At 68.6% G+C, this 20,713-nt stretch carries 20 protein-coding genes; 8 read left to right on the plus strand and 12 right to left on the minus strand.

Translation table 11 applies throughout. From position 1 onward, the window contains the following. Positions 1-252 precede the first annotated feature (252 nt). From DIZ26_RS25000 to DIZ26_RS25010, 3 genes are read right to left on the minus strand one after another with little or no spacing between them, the layout of a single operon-like run. Positions 253-1,563: a hemolysin family protein gene (locus tag DIZ26_RS25000; RefSeq protein ID WP_112245638.1), complete on the minus strand. Its 1,311-nt coding sequence runs from the start codon at positions 1,561-1,563 to the stop codon at positions 253-255. A gap of 7 nt (positions 1,564-1,570) precedes the next feature. Then, positions 1,571-2,050 (minus strand): rRNA maturation RNase YbeY, encoded by a 480-nt coding sequence (gene ybeY / locus DIZ26_RS25005; protein WP_112245640.1) that lies wholly within the window; start codon positions 2,048-2,050, stop codon positions 1,571-1,573. Next, complete coding sequence (locus tag DIZ26_RS25010) at positions 2,047-2,973, minus strand: PhoH family protein (RefSeq protein ID WP_232828602.1); 927 nt, start codon at positions 2,971-2,973, stop codon at positions 2,047-2,049. Before DIZ26_RS25010 ends, ybeY begins: the two co-directional genes overlap by 4 nt. Here DIZ26_RS25010 and DIZ26_RS38395 point away from each other — a divergent pair. Next, complete coding sequence (locus DIZ26_RS38395; protein WP_232828583.1) at positions 2,972-3,118, plus strand: hypothetical protein; 147 nt, start codon at positions 2,972-2,974, stop codon at positions 3,116-3,118. The genes DIZ26_RS25010 and DIZ26_RS38395 overlap by 2 nt on opposite strands. Before the next feature lie 71 nt (positions 3,119-3,189). On the opposite strand, the gene DIZ26_RS25015 is transcribed toward DIZ26_RS38395, so the two are convergent. Further along, on the minus strand, positions 3,190-4,176 hold the full coding sequence (locus tag DIZ26_RS25015) for a hypothetical protein (RefSeq protein ID WP_112245642.1): 987 nt from the start codon (positions 4,174-4,176) through the stop codon (positions 3,190-3,192). 114 nt (positions 4,177-4,290) lie between these two features. On the opposite strand from DIZ26_RS25015, the gene DIZ26_RS25020 reads away from it, so the two are divergent. Both DIZ26_RS25020 and DIZ26_RS25025 read left to right on the plus strand, forming a co-directional pair. Continuing rightward, positions 4,291-4,800: a SigE family RNA polymerase sigma factor gene (locus DIZ26_RS25020; protein ID WP_232828584.1), complete on the plus strand. Its 510-nt coding sequence runs from the start codon at positions 4,291-4,293 to the stop codon at positions 4,798-4,800. After that, complete coding sequence (locus tag DIZ26_RS25025; protein WP_112245646.1) at positions 4,797-5,891, plus strand: Gmad2 immunoglobulin-like domain-containing protein; 1,095 nt, start codon at positions 4,797-4,799, stop codon at positions 5,889-5,891. The genes DIZ26_RS25020 and DIZ26_RS25025 overlap by 4 nt, the downstream gene beginning before the upstream one ends. On the opposite strand, the gene DIZ26_RS25030 is transcribed toward DIZ26_RS25025, so the two are convergent. The 5 genes from DIZ26_RS25030 to DIZ26_RS25050 form a co-directional block, all read right to left on the minus strand. After that, positions 5,888-6,604, minus strand: coding sequence for a 16S rRNA (uracil(1498)-N(3))-methyltransferase (locus DIZ26_RS25030; protein WP_112245648.1), 717 nt, complete (start codon positions 6,602-6,604; stop codon positions 5,888-5,890). The genes DIZ26_RS25025 and DIZ26_RS25030 overlap by 4 nt on opposite strands. 4 nt (positions 6,605-6,608) lie before the next feature. After that, positions 6,609-7,748: a molecular chaperone DnaJ gene (dnaJ, locus tag DIZ26_RS25035; RefSeq protein WP_112245650.1), complete on the minus strand. Its 1,140-nt coding sequence runs from the start codon at positions 7,746-7,748 to the stop codon at positions 6,609-6,611. Positions 7,749-7,785: 37 nt separating this feature from the next. Beyond that, positions 7,786-8,805: a heat-inducible transcriptional repressor HrcA gene (hrcA, locus tag DIZ26_RS25040; protein ID WP_112245652.1), complete on the minus strand. Its 1,020-nt coding sequence runs from the start codon at positions 8,803-8,805 to the stop codon at positions 7,786-7,788. A gap of 63 nt (positions 8,806-8,868) precedes the next feature. Next, positions 8,869-9,972, minus strand: a complete 1,104-nt coding sequence (locus DIZ26_RS25045) for a Gfo/Idh/MocA family protein (RefSeq protein ID WP_112245654.1) — start codon at positions 9,970-9,972, stop codon at positions 8,869-8,871. Then, a complete protein-coding gene (locus DIZ26_RS25050; RefSeq protein WP_232828585.1) occupies positions 9,957-10,598 on the minus strand; it encodes a ThuA domain-containing protein in 642 nt (213 codons plus the stop codon). Before DIZ26_RS25050 ends, DIZ26_RS25045 begins: the two co-directional genes overlap by 16 nt. A 182-nt stretch (positions 10,599-10,780) precedes the next feature. On the opposite strand from DIZ26_RS25050, the gene DIZ26_RS25055 reads away from it, so the two are divergent. The 3 genes from DIZ26_RS25055 (at position 10,781) to DIZ26_RS25065 (ending at position 14,118) form a co-directional block, all read left to right on the plus strand. Beyond that, positions 10,781-11,584, plus strand: a complete 804-nt coding sequence (locus DIZ26_RS25055) for an MBL fold metallo-hydrolase (protein WP_112245658.1) — start codon at positions 10,781-10,783, stop codon at positions 11,582-11,584. Positions 11,585-11,691: 107 nt separating this feature from the next. Next, positions 11,692-13,221, plus strand: a complete 1,530-nt coding sequence (locus tag DIZ26_RS25060; protein ID WP_112245660.1) for an NCS1 family nucleobase:cation symporter-1 — start codon at positions 11,692-11,694, stop codon at positions 13,219-13,221. A gap of 72 nt (positions 13,222-13,293) precedes the next feature. Then, complete coding sequence (locus DIZ26_RS25065; RefSeq protein ID WP_112245663.1) at positions 13,294-14,118, plus strand: DUF3097 domain-containing protein; 825 nt, start codon at positions 13,294-13,296, stop codon at positions 14,116-14,118. Here DIZ26_RS25065 and DIZ26_RS25070 read toward each other — a convergent pair. Then, complete coding sequence (locus DIZ26_RS25070) at positions 14,093-16,675, minus strand: DUF3376 domain-containing protein (protein ID WP_112245665.1); 2,583 nt, start codon at positions 16,673-16,675, stop codon at positions 14,093-14,095. The two genes, DIZ26_RS25065 and DIZ26_RS25070, sit on opposite strands and share 26 nt — an antisense overlap. Before the next feature lie 149 nt (positions 16,676-16,824). On the opposite strand from DIZ26_RS25070, the gene DIZ26_RS25075 reads away from it, so the two are divergent. Both DIZ26_RS25075 and DIZ26_RS25080 read left to right on the plus strand, forming a co-directional pair. After that, positions 16,825-17,406 (plus strand): hypothetical protein, encoded by a 582-nt coding sequence (locus tag DIZ26_RS25075; protein WP_157979806.1) that lies wholly within the window; start codon positions 16,825-16,827, stop codon positions 17,404-17,406. After that, positions 17,406-18,248 carry a hypothetical protein gene (locus tag DIZ26_RS25080; protein WP_112245669.1) on the plus strand — a complete coding sequence of 281 codons (843 nt, stop codon included), beginning with the start codon at positions 17,406-17,408 and terminating at the stop codon, positions 18,246-18,248. The genes DIZ26_RS25075 and DIZ26_RS25080 overlap by 1 nt, the downstream gene beginning before the upstream one ends. A 4-nt stretch (positions 18,249-18,252) precedes the next feature. Here the strand turns inward: DIZ26_RS25080 and DIZ26_RS25085 are convergent, their stop codons facing one another. Both DIZ26_RS25085 and DIZ26_RS25090 read right to left on the minus strand, forming a co-directional pair. Beyond that, on the minus strand, positions 18,253-19,284 hold the full coding sequence (locus DIZ26_RS25085) for a LacI family DNA-binding transcriptional regulator (protein ID WP_112245671.1): 1,032 nt from the start codon (positions 19,282-19,284) through the stop codon (positions 18,253-18,255). Between the two features lie 54 nt (positions 19,285-19,338). Beyond that, positions 19,339-20,664 (minus strand): ABC transporter substrate-binding protein, encoded by a 1,326-nt coding sequence (locus DIZ26_RS25090; RefSeq protein ID WP_112245673.1) that lies wholly within the window; start codon positions 20,662-20,664, stop codon positions 19,339-19,341. Positions 20,665-20,713 lie beyond the last annotated feature (49 nt).

Consider the following 20,713-nt stretch of genomic DNA (forward strand, 5'->3'; position numbering starts at 1 on the left):
CTCCCAAAGACTGAAAAGCAAAAGAGGGAAGGAAAGCGGTGGGCTCAGAAGGCGGTGGTGCGAGGGAAAGCGGGTGGTGCGGGAAGGCGGTGGTGCGAGGGAAAGCGGGTGGTGCGGGAAGGCGGTGGTGCGAGGGAAAGCGGGTGGTGCGGGAAGGCGGTGGTGCGAGGGAAAGCGGGTGGTGCGGGAAGGCGGTGGTGCGAGGGAAAGCGGTGGTGCAGGAAGTGGTGGTGGGGGTGGTGGGGCATGAGGTCAGGCGGTTTGGTGGGTGGTGTCTTGGGGGTGGCCGGCTGGTTCGGGGCGGCGGACCAGGACGGTGCCGACCTGGTTGCGGCGGCCGGACGGGCGTTCCGCGGTGAGCGACAGCCCGAGGCCTTCGATCTCGACCTCCGCACCGGGAATCGGCACCTTGCCGAGCAGTTTCGCCATCAGACCGCCGACGGTGTCCACGTCGTCGTCGTCCAGCGGTACGCCGAACAGCTCACCGAGCTCGTCGATCGGGAACCGGCTGGACACCCGGTAGGCCCCGTCCGACAACGCCTGCACCGCTTCCGGCGCCTCGTCGTACTCGTCGGTGATCTCGCCGACGATCTCCTCGAGGATGTCCTCGATGGTGACCAGGCCGGCCGTTCCGCCGTACTCGTCGACGACGATCGCGACGTGCATCCGGGCCGCCTGCATCTCGCGCAGCAACTGGTCCACCGGCTTGGAGTCGGGGATGTACATGCACGGGCGCATCACCGACTCGACCCGCTCGGTCGACTCGGCAGCGGCGTTGTCGTACACGCGCCGCATCACGTCCTTGAGGTAGGCCACGCCGACGATGTCGTCCAGCGACTCGCCGACCACCGGGATCCGCGAGTAGCCACTGCGCAACGCCAGCGAGGTCAGCTGGCGCAGCTTCTTGTGCCGTTCGATGTAGACCATGTCGGTCCGCGGCACCATCACCTCGCGGACGATCGTGTCACCGAGCTCGAACACCGAATGGATCATCTGCCGCTCGCCCGACTCGATCACCGACGACTTCTCGGCCAGATCGACCAGCGCGCGCAACTCCGCCTCGGTCGCGAACGGGCCGGCCGCGAACCCCTTGCCGGGCGTGAGCGCGTTGCCGAGCAGGATCAGCACCTTCGGCAGCGGGCCGAGCACGCTGGTCAGCGCCATGATCGGGCCGGCCGAGATCATCGCGAACCGGTCGGAGTGCTGGCGACCCAGGGTCCGCGGCGCGACGCCGATGATCACGTACGAGACGACCACCATCACCACCGCGGTGATCAGGATGTGCTCCCAGGTCACTGCGAAGACATTGGACAGCGCCTGGGTGACCAGCACGATCGCGCTGATCTCGCAGCTCAGCCGGACCAGCAGCAACGTGTTCAGGTACCGCGGGGCGTCGGACAGCAGGTCGCGCAGCCGAACGGCGCGCAGGTTGCCCTGCTCCACCTGCTCGTTCGCGCGCACCTTCGAGTACGCCGAGAGCGCCGCCTCCGCACCGGCGAACAGGCCGGCCAGCAGAACGAGCACCGCAGCCACAACCAGCAGAACGCCGTCGTGGAAAGTCACCGGAACGTCACTCCTGCCCGAGCGTGTTTCCTGGTGCGCGCCAGGCTTCCAGCAGGCGGCCCTGGACGTCCCACATCTCCGCCTTCTCGGCGGGTTCGGCGTGGTCGTAGCCGAGCAGGTGCAGGATCCCGTGCACCGTCAGCAGCTCCAGCTCGGCCCAGGTGCCGTGACCGGCCTTCGCGCCCTGCGCGGCCGCGACGGTCGGGCAGAGCGCGATGTCGCCGAGGTGTCCCAGCGGCAGGTCGCCCTCGTCGGAGTCACTCGTCCCCGGCCGCAGCTCGTCCATCGGCCACGACATCACGTCCGTCGGGCCCGGCAGGTCGAGGAACTCGACGTGGTACCGCGCCATCGTGTCCTCGTCGACCAGCTTGATCGACAGCTCGCACTCGGGGTGCAGGCGCAGCGACGACATCACGAAGCGGCTCAGCCGCATCAGTCCGTGGGCGTCGATCTCCACACCGGACTCGTTGTTGACCTCTACGTTCATGCTCGGGGCTCAGCGTCGCTTTCGTAGTTCTCGTACGCCGACACGATCCGGCCGACCAGTTTGTGCCGGACCACGTCGTGCGAGGTGAGCCGGCAGAACGCCAGGTCCTGCACGCCTTCCAGGATGTCCTGGACGACCCGCAGGCCGGACCGCGTCCCGGTCGGCAGGTCCACCTGGGTGACGTCACCGGTGACGACCATCTTCGAGCCGAAGCCGAGCCGGGTGAGGAACATCTTCATCTGCTCGGGCGAGGTGTTCTGCGCCTCGTCCAGGATGATGTAGGCGTCGTTCAGGGTCCGGCCGCGCATGTAGGCCAGCGGGGCGATCTCGATCGTCCCGGCCGTCATCAGCCGCGGGATCGACTCGGGGTCGAGCATGTCGTGCAGCGCGTCGTACAGGGGGCGCAGGTACGGGTCGATCTTCTCCGACAGCGTGCCGGGCAGGAACCCGAGCCGCTCACCGGCCTCGACGGCCGGCCGGGTCAGGATGATCCGGGTGACCTCCTTGGCCTGCAGCGCCTGGACCGCCTTGGCGACCGCGAGGTACGTCTTACCGGTACCGGCCGGGCCGATGCCGAACACGATCGTGTTCTTGTCGATCGCGTCGACGTAGCGCTTCTGGTTCAGCGTCTTCGGCCGGATCGTCCGGCCGCGGCTGGACAGGATGTTCTGGGTCAGTACGTCGGCCGGGCTCTCGACGGTCTCCGCCTTGATCATCGCGATGCTGCGCTCGACGGAGTCGGCGATCAGCCCGTGACCGGTCCGCACGACCGCGATCAGCTCGTCGAACAGCCGCTCGACCAGGGCCAGCTCGGCCGGCTCACCGGACATGCTGATCTCGTTGCCACGGACCAGGATGTCGGCGGCGAACTCCTTCTCGACGATCCGGAGGAACTCGTCGCGGGCTCCGAGCAGCGCCACCATGTCGATGCTGTTCGGCACCACGATCTTGTGGGACGCCTTGTGGCCGGCACCTGCTGCGCCGCTGTCGGCGCGCGCCGCACCCGGGTGCGACGGCTCGATACTGCGTGGCCTGGACAGCCTCTTCCTCCTGATGCAGATGGTGTGACCCACCCATGCTAGCCGCCCCACCCGACAGCCTCACTGCAATTCCGGCCGAAGCGGGCGGGGCGGTGGAGCTCAGGCGCGCTCGGCGGTGCTGTCGCGGCCGCCAGGAGCCTGCCCACGACGTACGGCAGAGTCCGCGCGGGCAGCGCTTTCCAGGGCGCCGGACAGCCCTGCCCCGTCGGCCGGGCGCCCGACCGGGCCGTGGTCGGCCAGGACCGCTTTCAGGCGGCTCAGCTCGTCGCCGGGGATCGTCGGCGCGGCGGTGCCGTGTTCGAGCCCGAGACGGCGGTCGCGCTCGGCTGCCCATTCGGGGCCGGGGGTGACGTTGACGGTGACGCCGGTCGGTGCGGGCTGCAGCATCGGGTCGAGGGTGGCGTGCATCAGCTGTTCTGCCTGGTCAGGGCGGTCCAGCCCGCGTTCGAAGGCCGACAACAGCCGGTACGTCGCCTCGACGGCGGCCCGGGTGGAGCCCGACTGCACCGGCGGCTCGTCGAAGGCGTCCGAGTGCGTGTTCCGACCGTCGTCGATGCCGACCGCGTGAGCCGGCGTGAACACGTGCAACGACTGCACCCGAGCGCCCGGATCCCCGTCGTACACGGAGTCCTCGCGCCAGGCATGGGCGCCGCTGTAACTGTCCTGGAGCGCATGCGCCGCCGCGCCGAGATGAGCGAACCGGTCGTCGCCACTCGCGACCTGCGCGGCCACCACCTCCGCATGGATGTAGTCGACATTGGTTCGCAGGTTGTCGCCACCGCGCCGATAAGGGTCCGCCATGAAGTGCTGGCGCTGCACCTCGGGATTCGCGTACGCCGAGTGCATGGTCGGCCCCGGTCCGACGTACGGGAAGGAGAGTCCGGAGTTGGCGAAGTTCTTGATCAGCCCCGCTCCGAGCGGACGGTCCTGATGCGCTTGCGCCTTGTCGAGGGCCTCGGCGTACTCCGACCGGCTGATGCCCCGGATCAAGCCGTCCGCACCGGCCAGCTCGTCGAACAGCCGATCGGCCGCCGCATAGCTGATCTCCCGATGTCCTGACCACCGCGCGTCACCGTGCTGCTTCAAAGAGTCCTCCAAACCCCAACAGGTCAAAGGTTCTCATCGCGCGGGTGTCAACCTGTGACAGGACCTTCGCGTCTCCGTTGCGTGGCACAACCCGTTGTGGTGTTCGATGAGTGCGTGGCACATGAGTCCTCGTGGGATGCAGACGAGGCGCTGACGGCTGTCTACACGGCGCATTACACGTCGTTGGTCCGCCTCGGCGCCCTGCTGCTGCGTGATACCGGTGCGGCGGAGGAGATCGTGCAGGACGCCTTCGTGGCGATGCACGCGCGCTGGCACCGGTTACGCGATCCGCACAAGGCTCTGGCATACCTACGCACCGCCGTGGTGAACCGTTGCCGTTCGCGGCAGCGGCATCTCGTCGTGGTCGACAAACACATGCCGCGGTCCTTGCCCGAGGAGCCCAGTGCGGAGCAGGCTGTGCTGCGGACGGCCGAGACCGACCGGGTGATCGAAGCGATGCGCACCTTGCCGGAAAAGCAGCGCACCGTGATGGTGCTGCGGTACTACGGTGATCTCTCGGAGGCGGAGATCGCCGACACGATGGGGATCAGCCGCGGATCCGTGAAGAGCCACGCCGCGCGGGCGAGCAAGTCGCTGCGCCAGGTCCTGGAGCAGAGCAGATGAACGACCCCGACGACCGGTTCGACGAGTTGATGCGTCGCGCCCTGGCCGACGAGGCCGACCGGATCGAGCCGGCCGACCGCCTGCACGAGATCCAGTCGCGCGTCCGCTCCCAGCGCAAGGTCACCACCCGGCGCCCGTGGATGATCGCCGCCGGCGCGGCCGTGGTCGGTACCGCTGCGGCGATCGCCGCCTTCACGATGCTGGGCGACGACGCCCGGAACACCGGTGAGCCCGAGGTCGCCGGTCCGCCCGCAACGACCAGTTCGACGAGCAGCGCGGCTACGACCAGCGCTTCGCAGGCGACCCAGCCGCCGTCTCCGGCGCCGTCCGACCAGCCATCGACCGCCAAGAGCAGAACCACGCCCGAGCCGTCGGTCAAGCACAAGGCCGTCTCCGTCTACTGGCTCGGCAAGTCGACGGGCAACGAGAGCGGCGCCGGCGTACGGCTCTACCGGACCTTCGTCCCGGTCAGCGGCCGCCCCGCGCTGGAAGCGGTCCGCGTGATGGCCAGCGGGAAGTCCGACGACCCGGACTACTACTCGCTCTGGCAGGACGCGATGCCGCTGTCGGTGACGCAGTACGACGGCGTGGTGACGGTGGACTTCAAGACCTACCCGCGGCTGAAGCTGGAAACGGGGATGGCGCAGGTGGCCGTCCAGCAGCTCGTCTACACCGTCCAGGGCGCCCTCGGCGACCAGACAGCACAGGTCCGGGTGACCCAGCAAGGGCGTTCCGGAGTGCCGCTGTTCGGTCTGGTCGACACCCGGCAGCCCTTCAGCCGCGCGCAGGCCGCCGACGTTCAGGCGCTGGTCTGGATCAACTCACCCACCGAGGGCGCAGTCGTTCGGGGCCCGGTGACCGTCGAGGGCATCGCCGCGACCTTCGAGGCGGTCGTGAACTGGCGAGCCACCAACCAGAAGACCAAGCAACTGGTCCAGGGCCAGACGTCGACCCGGCAGGGCCAGGGCTTCTCGCCCTTCTCCTTCACCACCAAGCTCACCGCCGGCGCCTGGCAACTCGACGCCTACCTGATCTCCCCCCAGGACGGCCGTATCACGGACGTGGACTCCAAGACGGTCATCGTCCGCTAGGTCCAGCGGGAGCGGGACAGCAGGACTGCCGCGGCGGCGACGCCTGCGGTCGACGTACGGAGGACCGTGTCGCCGAGCAGGACTGGATCGACGGCGAAGGCGGTCAGTTCGGCCGGCGAGATGCCGCCCTCGGGGCCTACGACAAGGACGATGTCGCCCGCGGCCGGCAACTCCAGTGAGGACAGGGGTGTCTTCGCTTCTTCGTGCAGTAATACGGGCAGCGCGGCGTCGCGGAGGAGCTGAGCCACCTCGGAAGTGGAGGCGATCGGGGCGACCTCGCAGAACCACGAGCGACGCGACTGCTTGCTCGCCTCGAACGCCCAGGCCTGCCACTTCGCCAGCGTCTTCGCGACCCGCTCCGGGTTCGACCGGAACTGGGATCGCTCCGCGTTCCACGGTACGACGAGGTCGGCGCCCACCTCGGTGAGCATCTCCACGGCCAGCTCGGCCCGCTCGCCCTTCGGCAACGCCTGGACGACGACGAGCCGCGGAGTCGCCGCCGCGACCGTGCCCCGAGAATCCACGGACACGGTCACCCCGGTCTTCGAGGCAGCCGTCACGGGCCCTTCGGCGAAGGACCCGCGTCCGTCGGTCAGCCGGACCCGCTCGCCCGGCCCGATCCGCCGTACGACGGCCGCGTGACGACCCTCGGCGCCGTCGAGGACCAACTCCGACCCGTCGAGGTCAGCCAGGTAGAAGACCGGGAGACCCATCGATTCAGTGGTTGCCGAAGGCGTCGCGCAGCCGCCCGAAGACACCCTTGTGGGTGGCCTGGACCTGACCTTGCGGCCGCTCCTCGCCCCGGGCCTCCGCGAGCTGCCGCAGCAACGCCGACTGGGTGTCGTCGAGCCTGGTCGGGGTTTCGACGATCACCTGGACGATCAGGTCACCACGACCCGCGTGCCGCAGCCGGGGCACCCCGCGTGCGGTCAGCGTCATCGCCGTACCGGACTGCGTGCCCGGGCGGATCTCCAGCGGTGTCGTCTCACCTTCCAGGGTCGGCAGGTCGATCGTCGTACCGAGGGCGGCTGCCGTCATCGGCAGGGTGACCGTGCAGTGCAGGTCGTCGCCGTTGCGGCTGAAGATCTCGTGCTGCTCGACCTCGATCTCGACGTACAGGTCGCCGGCCGGGCCGCCGCCGGGGCCGACCTCGCCCTGGCCGGACAGCTGTACCCGGGTCCCGCTGTCGACGCCACCGGGGATCTTGACCGTGACCGTACGCCGGGAGCGGACCCGGCCGTCGCCGGAGCACTCGATGCACGGGTTCGGGATGGTGGTGCCGAAGCCGCGGCAGTTCGGGCACGGCCGCATCGTCCGGACCTCGCCGAGGAACGAGCGCTGGGTGTGCGTCACCTCGCCGCGGCCGTGGCAGATCTCACAGGTGACCGGTTCGGAGCCGGCCGCGGCGCCGGATCCCGAACAGGTCGGGCAGACCACGGCGGTGTCGACCTTGAGCTCGCGGGTGGTCCCGAAGGCCGCCTCGGCGAGATCGATCCGGAGCGGGATCAGTGCGTCCTGGCCGCGTCTGGTCCGCGGCCGCGGACCACGGGTGGCGCCCCCGGTCTGGCCGAAGAACGCGTCCATGATGTCGGTGAAGGTGAAGGCCTGGCCGAAACCGGCACCGCCGGCTCCTGCTCCGCTGGCGAACGGGTCACCGCCGAGGTCGTGCACCTGCTTCTTCTGCGGGTCGCTCAGGACCTGGAACGCGCGGCCGATCTCCTGGAACTTGTGGTGCGCGTCCTCGGAGTCGTTGACGTCCGGGTGGTACTGCCGGGCCAGCTTGCGGTAGGCCTTCTTGATCTCGTCCGGTGAGGCGTCTCGGCTGACGCCCAGGACGGCGTAGTAATCGGTGCTCATACTCCAGACCAACGGTAGGTGGTGGTTCGGGATTCAGTCATGAGTCGGCCAGGATCTGGCTGACGTAGCGCGCGACGGCGCGGACGGCGCCCATCGTGCTCGGGTAGTCCATGTGGGTCGGTCCGACGATGCCGAGGGTGGCCAGCGCCTCCGACTTGGAGCCGTAGCCGGTCGCCACGACCGACGTGGTCGCGAGCCCCTCGTACGGGTTCTCGTGGCCGATCCGGACGGTCAGCGTCTGCGGGTTGGTCGCCTCGCCGAGCAACTTGAGCAGGATCACGTGCTCCTCGAGCGCCTCCAGCACCGGTTTCACGTTGCGCTCGAAGTCGTCGCCGTACCGCGTGAGGTTGGCCGCGCCGCCGACCGCGATCCGCTGCTCGCCCTCGACCGTGAAGGTCTCCAGCAGGCTCGTCACGATCGCGGTCACCAACGGCCGGTCGGCCGGTGCGAAGGTCTCGGTCACGCTCTCCAGCGACGTCGCCGCGTCGGCCAGCCGCTGGCCGGTCAGTGCCGAGTTCAGCCTGGTCCGCAGGTCGACGATCAGTTGCTCGTCGACGTCGTCCGGCGCCTCGACGATCCGCTGCTCGACCCGGCCGGTGCTGGTGATCAGCACCAGCAGCAGCCGTCGCGGCGTCATCGTGACGACCTCGATGTGGCGCACGCTGGACCGGCTGAGCGTCGGGTACTGCACGATCGCGACCTGCCGGGTGATCTGCGCAAGCAGGCGCACCGTACGGCGTACGACGTCGTCCAGGTCGACCGCGCCGACCAGGAAGGACGAGATCGCCCGCTTCTCGGCCGGCGACAGCGCCTTCACCGTGCTCAGCTTGTCCACGAACAACCGGTAGCCGGCGTCGGTCGGGATCCGGCCCGCGCTGGTGTGCGGCTGGGTGATGTACCCCTCCTCCTCCAGCGCGGCCATGTCGTTGCGGACCGTCGCCGGGGAGACGCCGAGGTTGTGCCGGTCGACCAGCGTCTTCGAGCCGACCGGCTCATGAGTCGCCACGTAGTCCTCGACGATGGCCCGGAGCACGTCCAGTTTGCGTTCGTCCAGCACGCACACCACCCTCTCTGGCTTGGCACTCCCGAGTTTCGAGTGCCAGTCTACGTGGGCGCCGTCCTAGCTGCTCTCTGGCGACGCTCCCAACGGTACGGCGGCCGGTCGCTCGACCGTGCTGGCCACGTCCACTGGCTGATCCTGATCCGCCGCCTCGAGCAGCGACTCGAGCACGTCGAGCACGTGGTACGCGAGCGTGCCGTTGGCGCGGTGCGGCTCACCGGTCCGGATGGCGCGCGCCATGTCGGCCAGGCCGACGCCGCGTCCTGTCCCGGCGTACCCACCGGCTACGGGGACCTCCGTCCAGTCCCGCTCGGACGCAGTGGCGATCTCTACCTTGCCGTCGAAGTTGTTCGGGTCCGGCACGGACAGACTGCCCTCCGTGCCGTACACCTCGATGCGTGGCAGCCGTGCGGCCCACACGTCGAAGCTCATCAGCACAGTGGTGAGCGCACCGGACTCGTGCTCCAGCACGCCGGTCACGTGGGTCGGCACGTCGACAGAGAACGTCTGGCCCGCGCGCGGGCCCGTGTGGACCTTGCGCTCGGCCTGAGAGCGCCCGGCTCGCCCGGTGACCCGCCGTACGGGACCGAGCAGAGTCACGAGGCTCGTCACGTAGTACGGACCCATGTCGAGCAGCGGACCGCCACCGGGCTGGTAGTAGAACTCCGGTGCCGGGTGCCACAGCTCGTGCCCAGGTGTGACGAAGTACGCCGAAGCAGCAGTCGGTACGCCGATGTCGCCGCGATCCAGGACCGCTCGAGCGGTCTGCGTGCCGGTCCCGAGGACGGTGTCGGGCGCGCAGCCGATGCGCAGGTTGCTCGCGGCCGCAAGCTTCAGGAGCGGCTCGGCCTCAGCCCGGTCGACCGCGAGCGGCTTCTCGCCGTACGTGTGCTTCCCGGCTTGCAGGGCGGCCTGGTGAACCGCTGCATGGGCGGCCGGGATGGTCAGGTTGAGGACGATGTCGACGGCCGGATCGGCCATCAAGTCCTCGGATGACATCGCCCGGATGCCTGGGTTCTGGTCGGCGATCGCCTGGGCGCGGGACAGGTCCAGGTCCGCGACGGCGACCACGTCGACGCCGGGCAGCTTGGCCAGGTGGTCGAGGTAGGTGCCGCTGATGACACCGGTTCCGACGATGCCGACGCCGGTCACTTGCTCGCCCACAGCAGCCCCCGCTCGATGATCGTGCGTACCTCGGGGACGCTCAGATCGGCGAGGCTGTGCCCCGGCGTACAGACGAAGACGCGACCCTCGCCCCAGGTGCGGGTCCAGACGGCCGGCATCGTCGCGCCCTCGATCCACGGATAGTCCGGGTGGGCGCCGAAGGTGGTGGTCGCGAGCACGTTGTTGGTCGGGTCGGCGTGCACGTAGTACTGCTCGGTGTGCAGATCGAAGTGCGTGATGCCCGCGACGATCGGGTCGTCGGAGACCACCTCGATCCGGTGGTCGACGAAGCCGTCCGGGTGCGAGACGAACTGGCCGCCGGTCATGAAGCTGTAGTCGGCGTTGTTGCGGAACGAGTCGACGATGCCGCCGTGCCAGCCGGCCAGCCCGGTGCCGGCCCGCACGGCCGCCTCCAGGCCTTTGACCTGCTCGGCGGTGATCTCGCTCATGGTGATGCACTGCAGCACCAGGTCGGTGCCGTCCAGGTCGAGATAGCTGTCGAGGTTGTCCGACACCTCCACCTCGAAGTCGTTGTCCCGCAGGAACGGGATGAAAAGCTCGGTCGCCTCGACCGGGAGATGGCCTTCCCAGCCGCCCCTGGTCACCAGTGCCCGTCGTGTCGTCACGCCGTCCGCCCTTCAGAATGCCCCGTTGATCGGCCGAGTCAGAGATCGGATGAGTTCGTTACCGCTCTGCGACCTTAAGCGGCGCATCGCGGGCCTTCAACTCCGTATCTCGCGGCTTGGATAAGGCTTCCCACCCGGGCCGTCCGACCGCTGCGCGAACTCGCCCGGCTAAGGTCGGGCGTATGAGTGCATGGACCGAGCTGGGTGATCGATGCTGGGTCCGCCGGTATCGCGAGTGGGACCTCAACGTCGGCCTCGTGGTCGGCAGTGAAGGTGCCGTGGTGATCGACACCCGGGCGAACGCCGACGAGGCCCGCGAGTTGCTCGCGGAGATTCGCGAACTGACCGACGTACCGGTTCGGTGGGTCGTCAACACCCACGCGCACTTCGACCACACCTTCGGCAACGGCGTCTTCGCCGGGGCCGGTGCTGTCAGCTATGCCCAGGAGAACGCGGCGGCGGCGCTGGCCGCGGACGGCAAGAACACCGAAATGGTTGCCGTGGACAACAGTTTCGCGGTGGCCAAGGTGATCGACCTGGGCGACCGCCGGGTCGAGCTGCTGCATCTCGGCAACGGCCATACCGACGGCGACGTGGTGGTCGTCGTACCGGATGTGGACGTGTTCTTCGCCGGCGATCTGATCGAGGAGTCCGCTCCCCCGTCGTACGGGGACGACTCGTATCCGCTCGAATGGGCCGACACCGTCGACCGGGTGATCGGGCTGCTGTCGGCGACGGCCAAGGTCGTCCCGGGGCACGGCGCCGTGGTGGATGCCGAGTTCGTCCGCGACCAGGCCGGCGATCTCGGTACGGTCGCGAACACGATCTCCGGGCTGCATCACGCCGGCACGTCGCTCGAAGCCGCGCTGGCCCACACCGACGACTGGCCGTGGCCGGCAGAGCACCTCGAACACGCCGTACGCCGTGGGTACGCGGCGCTGGGGACGCCGCGCCGCCCGACACTCCCCATCCTCGGCAACAGCTGAGTCCACCTGTCTGCTGGCTCTGTGCGGTTATCCGTTGACACGGTGCTGCCTGATCCCGCACGTTGTTGCGGAAGCGGTTGCCGCACCGACCGGATGAGGTGGGACAAATGGCCAGCACCGAGCAGACCTATCACCCGGACGGACGGGTCGAGCTGACCGATCCGGAGGCCATCGCCGCCAGCCCGTACGGCAACGCCGAGCTGGCCCCGACGCGGCTGCCGGAGCGCCGCTGGACGACGTACAACTATGCGGCGCTGTGGATGGGGATGGCACACAACATCCCCAGCTATCTGCTCGCGGCCGGACTGGTCTCGCTCGGGATGAACTGGTTGCAGGCGTTCCTGACGATCACGCTGGGGAACCTGATCGTGCTGATCCCGCTGCTGCTGAACAGTCACGCGGGGACGAAGTACGGGATCCCGTTCCCGGTCTTCGCGCGGGCCTTCTACGGAGTGCGCGGGGCGAACTTCCCGGCCCTGCTGCGCGCGTTCATCGCCTGCGGCTGGTTCGGCATCCAGACCTGGATCGGCGGCCAGGCGATCTTCGTGATCGTCGGCGAACTGGCCGGCTCGTCATGGACCGGCGCCGGCGCGATCGGTGGTCATCCGTGGACGATGTGGCTGAGCTTCGCGTTCTTCTGGGCGCTGCAGATGGTGCTGATCTGGCGCGGGATCGAGGGGCTGCGCCGGTTCGAGAACTGGGCGGCGCCGCTGGTGACGGTGGCGTTCCTGGCGTTGATGATCGCGATCCTGGTCAAGGCCGGCGGCTTCGGCCCGATCCTGTCGCAGCCGTCGAAACTCGGCTGGGACGCGGACTTCTGGAAGATCTTCGCGCCGTCGCTGATGGGGATGATCGCGTTCTGGGCGACGCTGTCGCTGAACATGCCGGACTTCACCCGGTTCGGCAAAGGCCAGCGTGCCCAGGTGGTCGGGCAGATCATCGGGCTGCCGACGACGATGTCGTTCATCGCGCTGGTCTCGATCATCACCACCTCCGGCACGGTGATCGTCTACGGCTCGGCGATCTGGGACCCGGTCGAACTGACCCGCCGCTTCGAGAACCCGGTCGTGGTGACGATCGGACTGATCATGGCGATCCTGGCCACCATGTCCTGCAACGTGGCGGCGAACGTCGTCAGCCCGTCGTACGACTTCGCCAATGCCGTACCGAAGCTGCTGAACTTCCGGACCGCGGGTCTCACCACCGGCGTGATCGGGATCCTGATCCAGCCGTGGCGGCTGATCTCCGACCCGTCGATCTACATCTTCGTCTGGCTCTCCTTCTACGGCGGCCTGCTCGCCTCGGTCGCCGGCGTCCTGATCGCCGGCTACTGGTTCATCGACCGCACCAACCTGTACCTGGCCGACCTCTACCTCCCCCGCGGCCGCTACTGGTACGCCGCCGGCTGGAACTGGCGAGCCGTCGTCGCCACCCTGATCGGCTCCGTCCTCGCAGTAGGTGGCGCCTACTCCAACCCCGGCGCCGGCCCCTTCCCGGCCGACGGCCTGATCCCCTTCCTCAAACCCCTCTACGACTACTCCTGGGTCGTCGGCCTCGTCGCCGGCTTCATCGCCTACCTGGCCCTCACCATCACCTCCCCCCACCGAGCCCCCACAGCAGCCCACGCCGCCACCTGATCCGTACGCCGCCCGCCCGCGGCTGGCGTGTGGTTGAGGGGGAAGGAGACTGGTTCGGCATACGGTTGGGGGGTGGCTGATCGGTATGGGAATGATGTGCTGGCCGGGGACTGGCGGAAGCCGAAGAACGGGCGGACGGTGGAGGTCGAGGTCGCCAAGGGGATGGTGGTCGAGGAGCCGTCGTCGGGGTTCGTCGGGGCCGTGGTGCGCTGGGAGCACGGGGTCGTCGATCTCGAGGACCGGCACGGGCGGATCAAGACCTACCCGATGGGACCTGGCTTCTGGGTCGACGGCAAACCGGTCAGCCTGCAACCACCCAAGCGCCCGGGACCGGCGAAGAAGACCCATACGGCGTCCGGCTCGGTGGCCGTCAGCAATGTCAGGGCGAAGGTTGCCAGGGCCAGCCGGATCTACGTCGAAGGTCGTCACGACGCCGAATTGGTGGAGCGGGTCTGGGGCGACGACCTGCGGATCGAAGGCGTCGTCATCGAGTACATGGAGGGGATCGACGACCTCCCGGCGATCGTGAACCGGTTCCAGCCCGGCCCGGGCCGGCGCCTCGGCGTACTGGTCGATCACCTGGTCGACGGGTCGAAGGAGTCGAAGCTCGCCGCGCAGGTGACGAACCGGCACGTGCTGGTCGTCGGCCACCCGTTCATCGACATCTGGGAGGCGGTCAAGCCGTCCTCGCTCGGCATCGCCGCCTGGCCGAAGATCCCGCACGGCACCGACTGGAAGCACGGCGTACTGGAGACGTTCGGCTGGCCGTCGACCGACCAGGCCGACGTGGCGGCGGCCTGGAAGCACATCTTGTCGAAGGTGAAGAGCTATGCCGACCTCGAGCCCGACCTGCTCGGCCGGGTCGAGGAACTCATCGACTTCGTGACTCAGGGCTGATCGGCGGCAGCCGCTTCTCGATCCACACCTGGATTCGTTTCCGGTGCCGCCGGACGTACCACGAGCCCGCGGCCACCAACGCGCCCGCGGCCAGCACCACACCGGCCAATAGCGCTGCGATGATCCGGACCGCAGCCACATCGACCACACCTGCGACCACAAGCAGCAGCACGACAGCTCCCAGCAACACGGCCGGCAACCACTGCTGGAAGATCAGCGGCCGCCGCGCGGGTGTCAGGTCCGCGCTCTTCACCAACCGCTGCCAGGCGCTCTGCCGAGCCGGCTCGGCGAACCAGCGCGCACACAGCAGTAGCCAGGACCCTGGCTGATGCTTGCGTCCGGCAACAGCCTTCACCCAGTTGCCGAACTGCGGGTTGAGGCCGCCCGACACCGCGACCATCCGGTCGGCAAGCCCTTTGGTGGTGGCGATCCCTTCCCGGGTCGTGTTGAGCTCGTTCCGCATCGTCGTGAGCGCACCGAGCCCGGCGTTGACCGGGAAGTCCTTGGCCAGGCGCTGGATCCGCTCGGATACCTTGTCGAGTTTCCACTCCTCGGCCTCGAGCACCTGGCGCTGCGTCTCGCGGATCCAGTCCGGGTCGGCGCCGAGCATCGCACCGAGATGCGCGACGCAGTGCAGCCGCCCCATCAGCCAGTCCCAGCGCCGCCAGTCGGCCGCGCCGAAGGCACCGAAGTGTCCGACCTGCGTGCCGTACAGGATCCTGTCCTTGAGATCGTTCGCGATCGATCCCTCCGGCAACTCGTCCAACAACGTCAGCGGGATGTCCGGTCCGAGCCGGAGGAACTGGAACGGCGCACTGCGTTGCTGCGGAGTGCGCGCCGAAGTACAGCGCGACACGATCTCCACCTCGAGCGCCGTCTCCACGACCTCCGTCCCGACCACCTGGATCAGCGAGGCGAACTCGTCACCGAGCGCGCGCTGCACCTGCAGCAGATCGAAGATGTCCGTCAGCCCGACAGCGACCGCCTCCGCTCCCCCGGCGGGTTGCAGATCCAGATCCGCCTTCGCCAACTCGGCCGACAACTTGTCCCGCACGGCCAGCACCCGCTGCAAGCTGTCACTGGTCGCCCTCAACCGGCGCTCGAGATCCGGCCGCTCCACCTTGGGCGCGGAGTCGATCTGGAGCCGCAGCGACCGCAGTGCCAGTCGTACTACGCGCTCCGCGGCGCCCGTTCCCCAATCCCAGCAGGGGTTTCCGTCCTCCAGGCGCAACGGCGCCGTCGACCCGTCCGGCCCCGGCACCCACGGGTGCTTGGTGGCGAGGATGTCGTCGATCTGCGCCTCCGACAACGCGGTCGCCGCGTCGAGCACGGTCGACTGGTCATGGGTCGCGATCGTCACCGCCTCCCAGACGCCACCGGCCGCACGACCGCGCGAGTACGCCGGCAACAACAGTCGCGCCGCCTCCTGCAACCGGGCCCGCTCAATTGGTTGCCCGACGCAACGATCGAAGAGGCGCTGCGAATCGGACCAGGACGCGTCCGCCTCCAGCAACAGCCGTTCGAGCTCTTCCACGTCCGACCGGAAGTCCACCTCCCGCGGGAACTGCACCGCCGACAGCGCCGCCACCGACCACTTGGGCTGGTTCGCATCCACGACCCGCGTCTCGGCAGAACCGACGCCCGCCGACGGTACGACGTACAGCACGTACCGCGTCGCGCGCCCGGACACCGGTCGACGGGCCACCACATCCAGCACGGGGGCGAACGGCGCGTTGTCGAGAACGCCACCATCGACCAGCCACGCGCCGGACTCCTGGTACGGACCGGGCTGCAGCCGCGGCGGCGCGGCGCCCATCTTCGGCGTCTCCAGCACCGGCCCGAAGGCCGCCGGGAAGGACGCCGACGCACGCGCGGCCCGGGCCAGCAACTTGGTGTCCTTGAGCCCGTTGTTCTCCTTCACCGAGAACTTGCGATTCGTCCCGTCGTACGTCGCGGTCCGCTCGCTGGTGAAGCGATACAGGTACCGATGGTCCGGTACGACGAACCGCTGGCCGGCCGCGTCCTTCGCCTCGAACTGCTGGATCCCCAGCCCTGAAGCCGTCACGAACAAGGTCACCGGCTCGGCGGCCGAGGCCTTGCCCGCGTCGGCGACACCTTCGAGCAGCCGGTTCAGCTCCTTCAGGAAGTAGTCGCCGTCCAGCACCGACGTCGACGGCTTGCCGGCCGCCGGCACCAGCTTGCCGACCTCGAGCGAGCCGAGCCCGACCCAGCGCTGCCGCAGCCACGGTCCGTCATCACCGTCGGGGTCGAGCGTGGACCCGTGCGAGATCGCGGTTGCGAGGAGTGACCCGTTCAGGCCGCCCGCGCTGGTCCCCGCGATCACGTCGACGACGATCCGGCGTTGCTCCCCACCCCGGTGGCACAGCTCTTTCCAGCGGGCCGCGAGCACTTCGTCGTACGGCTGCGCGGCAGGCATCCCGGCGGCACCGGAGGCCCGTCTGATCAGGTCCAGCTCGTGCGTGACGCCGCCCATCCAGACGGCCAGACTGACCCCGCCGTTCAGCACCAGCGCGATCCGGATCTCATGGTCGGACATTGGCTCGGTTCCCCCCTCGCAACCCTGCCCAACAGATATCACGGAGGTGACCGGTGGAGACAGCTTTCGCAGCGGAGAGTGAGCAAAGAACGCCCGAACTGTTGTGGCCGACTGCACTCAGAGTCATCCTGAAACCGGGGGTGGGCGACATGTTTTCAGGGCGGAAGGCGCTGGCCACCGGACTGCTGGTGCTGCTGGCCGGTTGCGGCGGCGGCTCGCAACCGCCGGCCGAGTCGCCGGGCGAGTCGACGCTGCCCGACACGATCGCCGAGCCGTCGATCGAACCGACCGAACCGGAGTCCACCCAGCCGGCCCAGCCCAAGCCGTCCCTCGACCTCGCCTCGGCGCCGATCGGGGGCAACGTCGAGGCGAACGGGATCTTCCGCTGTGCCGAGGTGAACTGGCTCGGCCGGAGCCCGATCCCGGCCGGCACGACCATCGTCACCGGTCCGCCGCACGTCGAGCCCGGCGGTGTCTTCGAACTGGACCAGCGCGGCTGCCCGGCCGACGCGCGGCCGTGTCCCGACGTGCAATGGGTCCGCAGCAACTTCCAGCCCTGCTTCGTCGGCGCCCGCCAGGTCGCGGCCGGCACCGAGGACATCGCACTGATCATGCCGATCCATGCGACCTGCAACACCGAGGCGGACTGCCGGAGCCTCGCCGGCGATCAGCGCGGCAGCCAGATCGGGTTCACCCCCGGGGACGTCCCGTCCGCTTCCCCGAGCGGCTGATGGCCGGCGAACGGTCCCAGGCCGAGCGCTGGGTCAGCTTCGCGGCCGGCATCGTCGCACCGGTGACGCTGATCAGCGGCCTGTTGTTCTACTTCGGCTACGTGTCCGCACGAGCGCAGTACGAGTACTTCGGCATCGACGTCGACACCGTCGGCCTGAGCACGCAGGACTACGTGATGCGAAGCCCACAGCCGTTGCTGGTCCCGCTGCTCGTAATCACGTTGCTGGCGGTTGCGGCGCTCCTTCTGCACAACGTCATCCGCACCCACCTCGCCGTCGGCCTCATCCGCCGCGCGCGGATCGCGGCGACCGCAGTACTGGTTCTGGGCGTCCTCGGTCTCCTTGCTTACCCATTCATCGGCGAGATCCCGTACTACGCGCTGCTGGTGCCGCTGGTGATCGGGCTGGCCGCGGCAGCTCTCGGCTATCTGACGTACCTGGCGACCAGAGCCCAACCAGAGCTCGGCACCCAGCACATCCTGCTCGGGCTGCTCGCAGTGGTCACCATCACCTGCGCGTTCTGGGCGACCGCTACGACAGCGCAGTACTCCGGACGTGGGCTGGCCAAGTCGGACGCGAAGCACCTCGGCCAGTTCCCGGTGGTCATCCTCGACACCAAGGAACGCCTGCAGCTGCGTTCCCCGGGGATCGAGGAGACCGTACTGCGACCCGGCGCGGGCCAGACCTTCAACTTCCGCTACCGCGGGCTCCGGCTGCTCGTGGTCGGCGAGAACCGGCTCTTCCTCGTGCCGCAGAAGTGGAGTGCAGCGAACACCACGTTCGTCGTACCGCTGGACAGCTCGATCCGGGTGCAGTTCCAGTTCCAGAACGATCCGCCGTAGTTCCTTAGGCCGAGCCGCGGATGATCAGTTCGGTGCTGAAGATCTCCGGGCCGGTCAGGTCGGCACCGCCGATCTTGGCCAGCAGGATCTCCGCGAGCCGGGTGCCGAGCTGGACGACGGGTTGCCGCACCGTGGTCAGTTTCGGCGTCGTCGTGGTGGCGACCACCGAGTCGTCGAACCCGACCACGGCCACGTCCTCCGGCACCCGCCGGCCGAGTTGTGAGATCACCCGCAGGGCCGCCGTGGCCATCAGGTCGTTCGCCACGAACAGCCCGTCGAGATCGGGATGCTCCTCGAAGAGTTTCACCGCCGCCTGCTCACCACCGTCGGCCGTGAAATCGCCGTACGCAACGGCTTCGGGGATGCCCTGCTCGGCCATCACTTCCTGGTACCCGGTCAGCCGGTCCAGCCCCGCGGTCATGTCGAGCGGCCCGGCGACCGTGCCGAGCTTGCGGCGTCCCTTGGACAGCAGGTACTCCACTGCGGTCCGCGCGCCGGCCACGTTGTCCACGTCGACGCTCGCGACCGGCTTCTCCACCCCGAGCGGGCGCGCGCTGAACACGATCGGCAACGGCAACTGGGCCAGCTCCTGCAGCACGTTGTCGCGGCCGTGGTGGCTGACGATGATCGCGCCGTCCACGTGGCCGCCGCGCAAGTACCGCAACAGCCGCTGGTCGTCGCCCGCCGACGGCTCGATCAGCAGCACCAACTGCGACGACGTGGGCGCCAGCGCCGAACTGACGCCCCGCAGGATCCCGGCGAAGAAGGGGTCAGAGAACACCCGGCTGTCCGGCTCCGGCACCACCAACGCCACCGAGTCCGTACGACGGGTCACCAGCGCTCGGGCGGCCCGGTTCGGGACGTAGCCGAGTTCGCCGATCGCGCGCTCGACCGCGGCCACCGTGTCCGGCAGCACCTTCGGCGATCCGTTCACCACCCGCGACACCGTCGCCCGTGAAACTCCGGCCAGCGCGGCCACCTGTTCCAGGGTCGGGGACTGCGAGTCGTAGCTCTGCCTGGACGACGGCTTCGACAACGGACCTCCCCGACTGGTGCTGAACGTTCACACCGTAGTACGTCCGGTCGGTTCCTAGCCGGTTTTGCGGACGTTCGCCGCCTTGTCGCTGTCGCGGAGGGCTTGTTTCCAGGCCGCGGCCGGCGACTGCTTGCCGGTCTCGATCCGGTTCAGCGCTTCGGAGAAGACCTGGTTGATCTCGCCGTCGCGCGGTCCCTTGTGTTGTTTGAGGATCACGTTCTGGGCCCGGTCGATGAAGATCTTGCCGACCGGTGCGTTGTTGAAGTACGGGTTGATCTGCGACTTCACCTGCGGGGAGTCGTAGGCGTCGGTGGTCGACGGGAACGAGCCGACCTTCTTGAACACCTTGATCTGCTGCTCCGGCGCGGTCAGCCAGGCGGCCAGTTTGGCGGCCTCTTCGGGATTGGCCGATTGGGTCGGCACGGTCAGGTACGACCCGCCCCAGTTGCCGCCGCCGCCGGGGAACACGTCGGCGACGTCCCACTTGCCCTTACCGAAGCTGCCCGCGTTGTCCTGGATCACGCCGAGCAGCCAGCCCGGGCAGGCGATGGTCGCGAAGGCGTCGGTGCGGAAGCTCTTGTTCCACGCGTCGGTCCAGGCCGGCAGCTTCGCAGACAGGCCCTGCTGGGTGCCGGCCACGACCTGGTTCCAGGTCCTCTTCAGCAGGTCGTTCTCAGCACCCAGGTAGCGGTCCTGGTTGGAGTAGTAGGCCTGGATCAACTGGTTGCGCATCGCGTCCCAGGTCACCGTTGCCGAGTCGTACCAGGCGGAGTTCGGCACTTTCGCCTTGAACTTGCGGCCGTAGGAGAAGTACGACGCCCAGTCCGGGAACAGCTTGGCGACCTCGGTGCGGTCCGTCGGCAGGCCGGCCTTGGCGAACAGGTCCTTGCGGTAGCACATCGCCATCGGCCCGATGTCCGTGCCGTACCCGATGATCCGGCCGTCACTGGTGGTCGCGCCGGCCATCTTCCAGTCCAGCCAGCGCGACTTCAGGTCGTCGGCGCCGTACTGGCGCAGGTCGACGAACTTGTCGGCCTTGGCCAGGTACTTGTAGATCCAGCTGACTTCCATCGCCTCGATGTCGGCCATCCCGGACCCGGCCGCGAGGTTGTCGTCGAGGTGCTTGATGTGCACGTCGACGGTCGGGGCGCGCCGTTCGGTGATCTTGATGTTCGGGTGCGCCGCCTCGTACTCGCGGTACAGGTCGCTGTAGCCGAACTCGTTGAAGGTCGCGATGGTCAGTTCCAGCTTCTGACCGTCGTCGCCTTTGGAGTCCGACGAGGCGGAGGACGGGTCGTTGCCACCGCAGGCCGAAGCCAGCAAGGTGAGGCTGCAGGCTAGGAGGGCAACTGCGGTGCGATAGCCGGCACTGGGCCGCATTGAATGCTCCCTGTTACTGGACGGGTTGAGAGCGCTCTCGGTTGGTAAA

It is taken from the genome of Kribbella monticola (assembly GCF_003261635.1).
Lineage (GTDB): Bacteria > Actinomycetota > Actinomycetes > Propionibacteriales > Kribbellaceae > Kribbella > Kribbella monticola.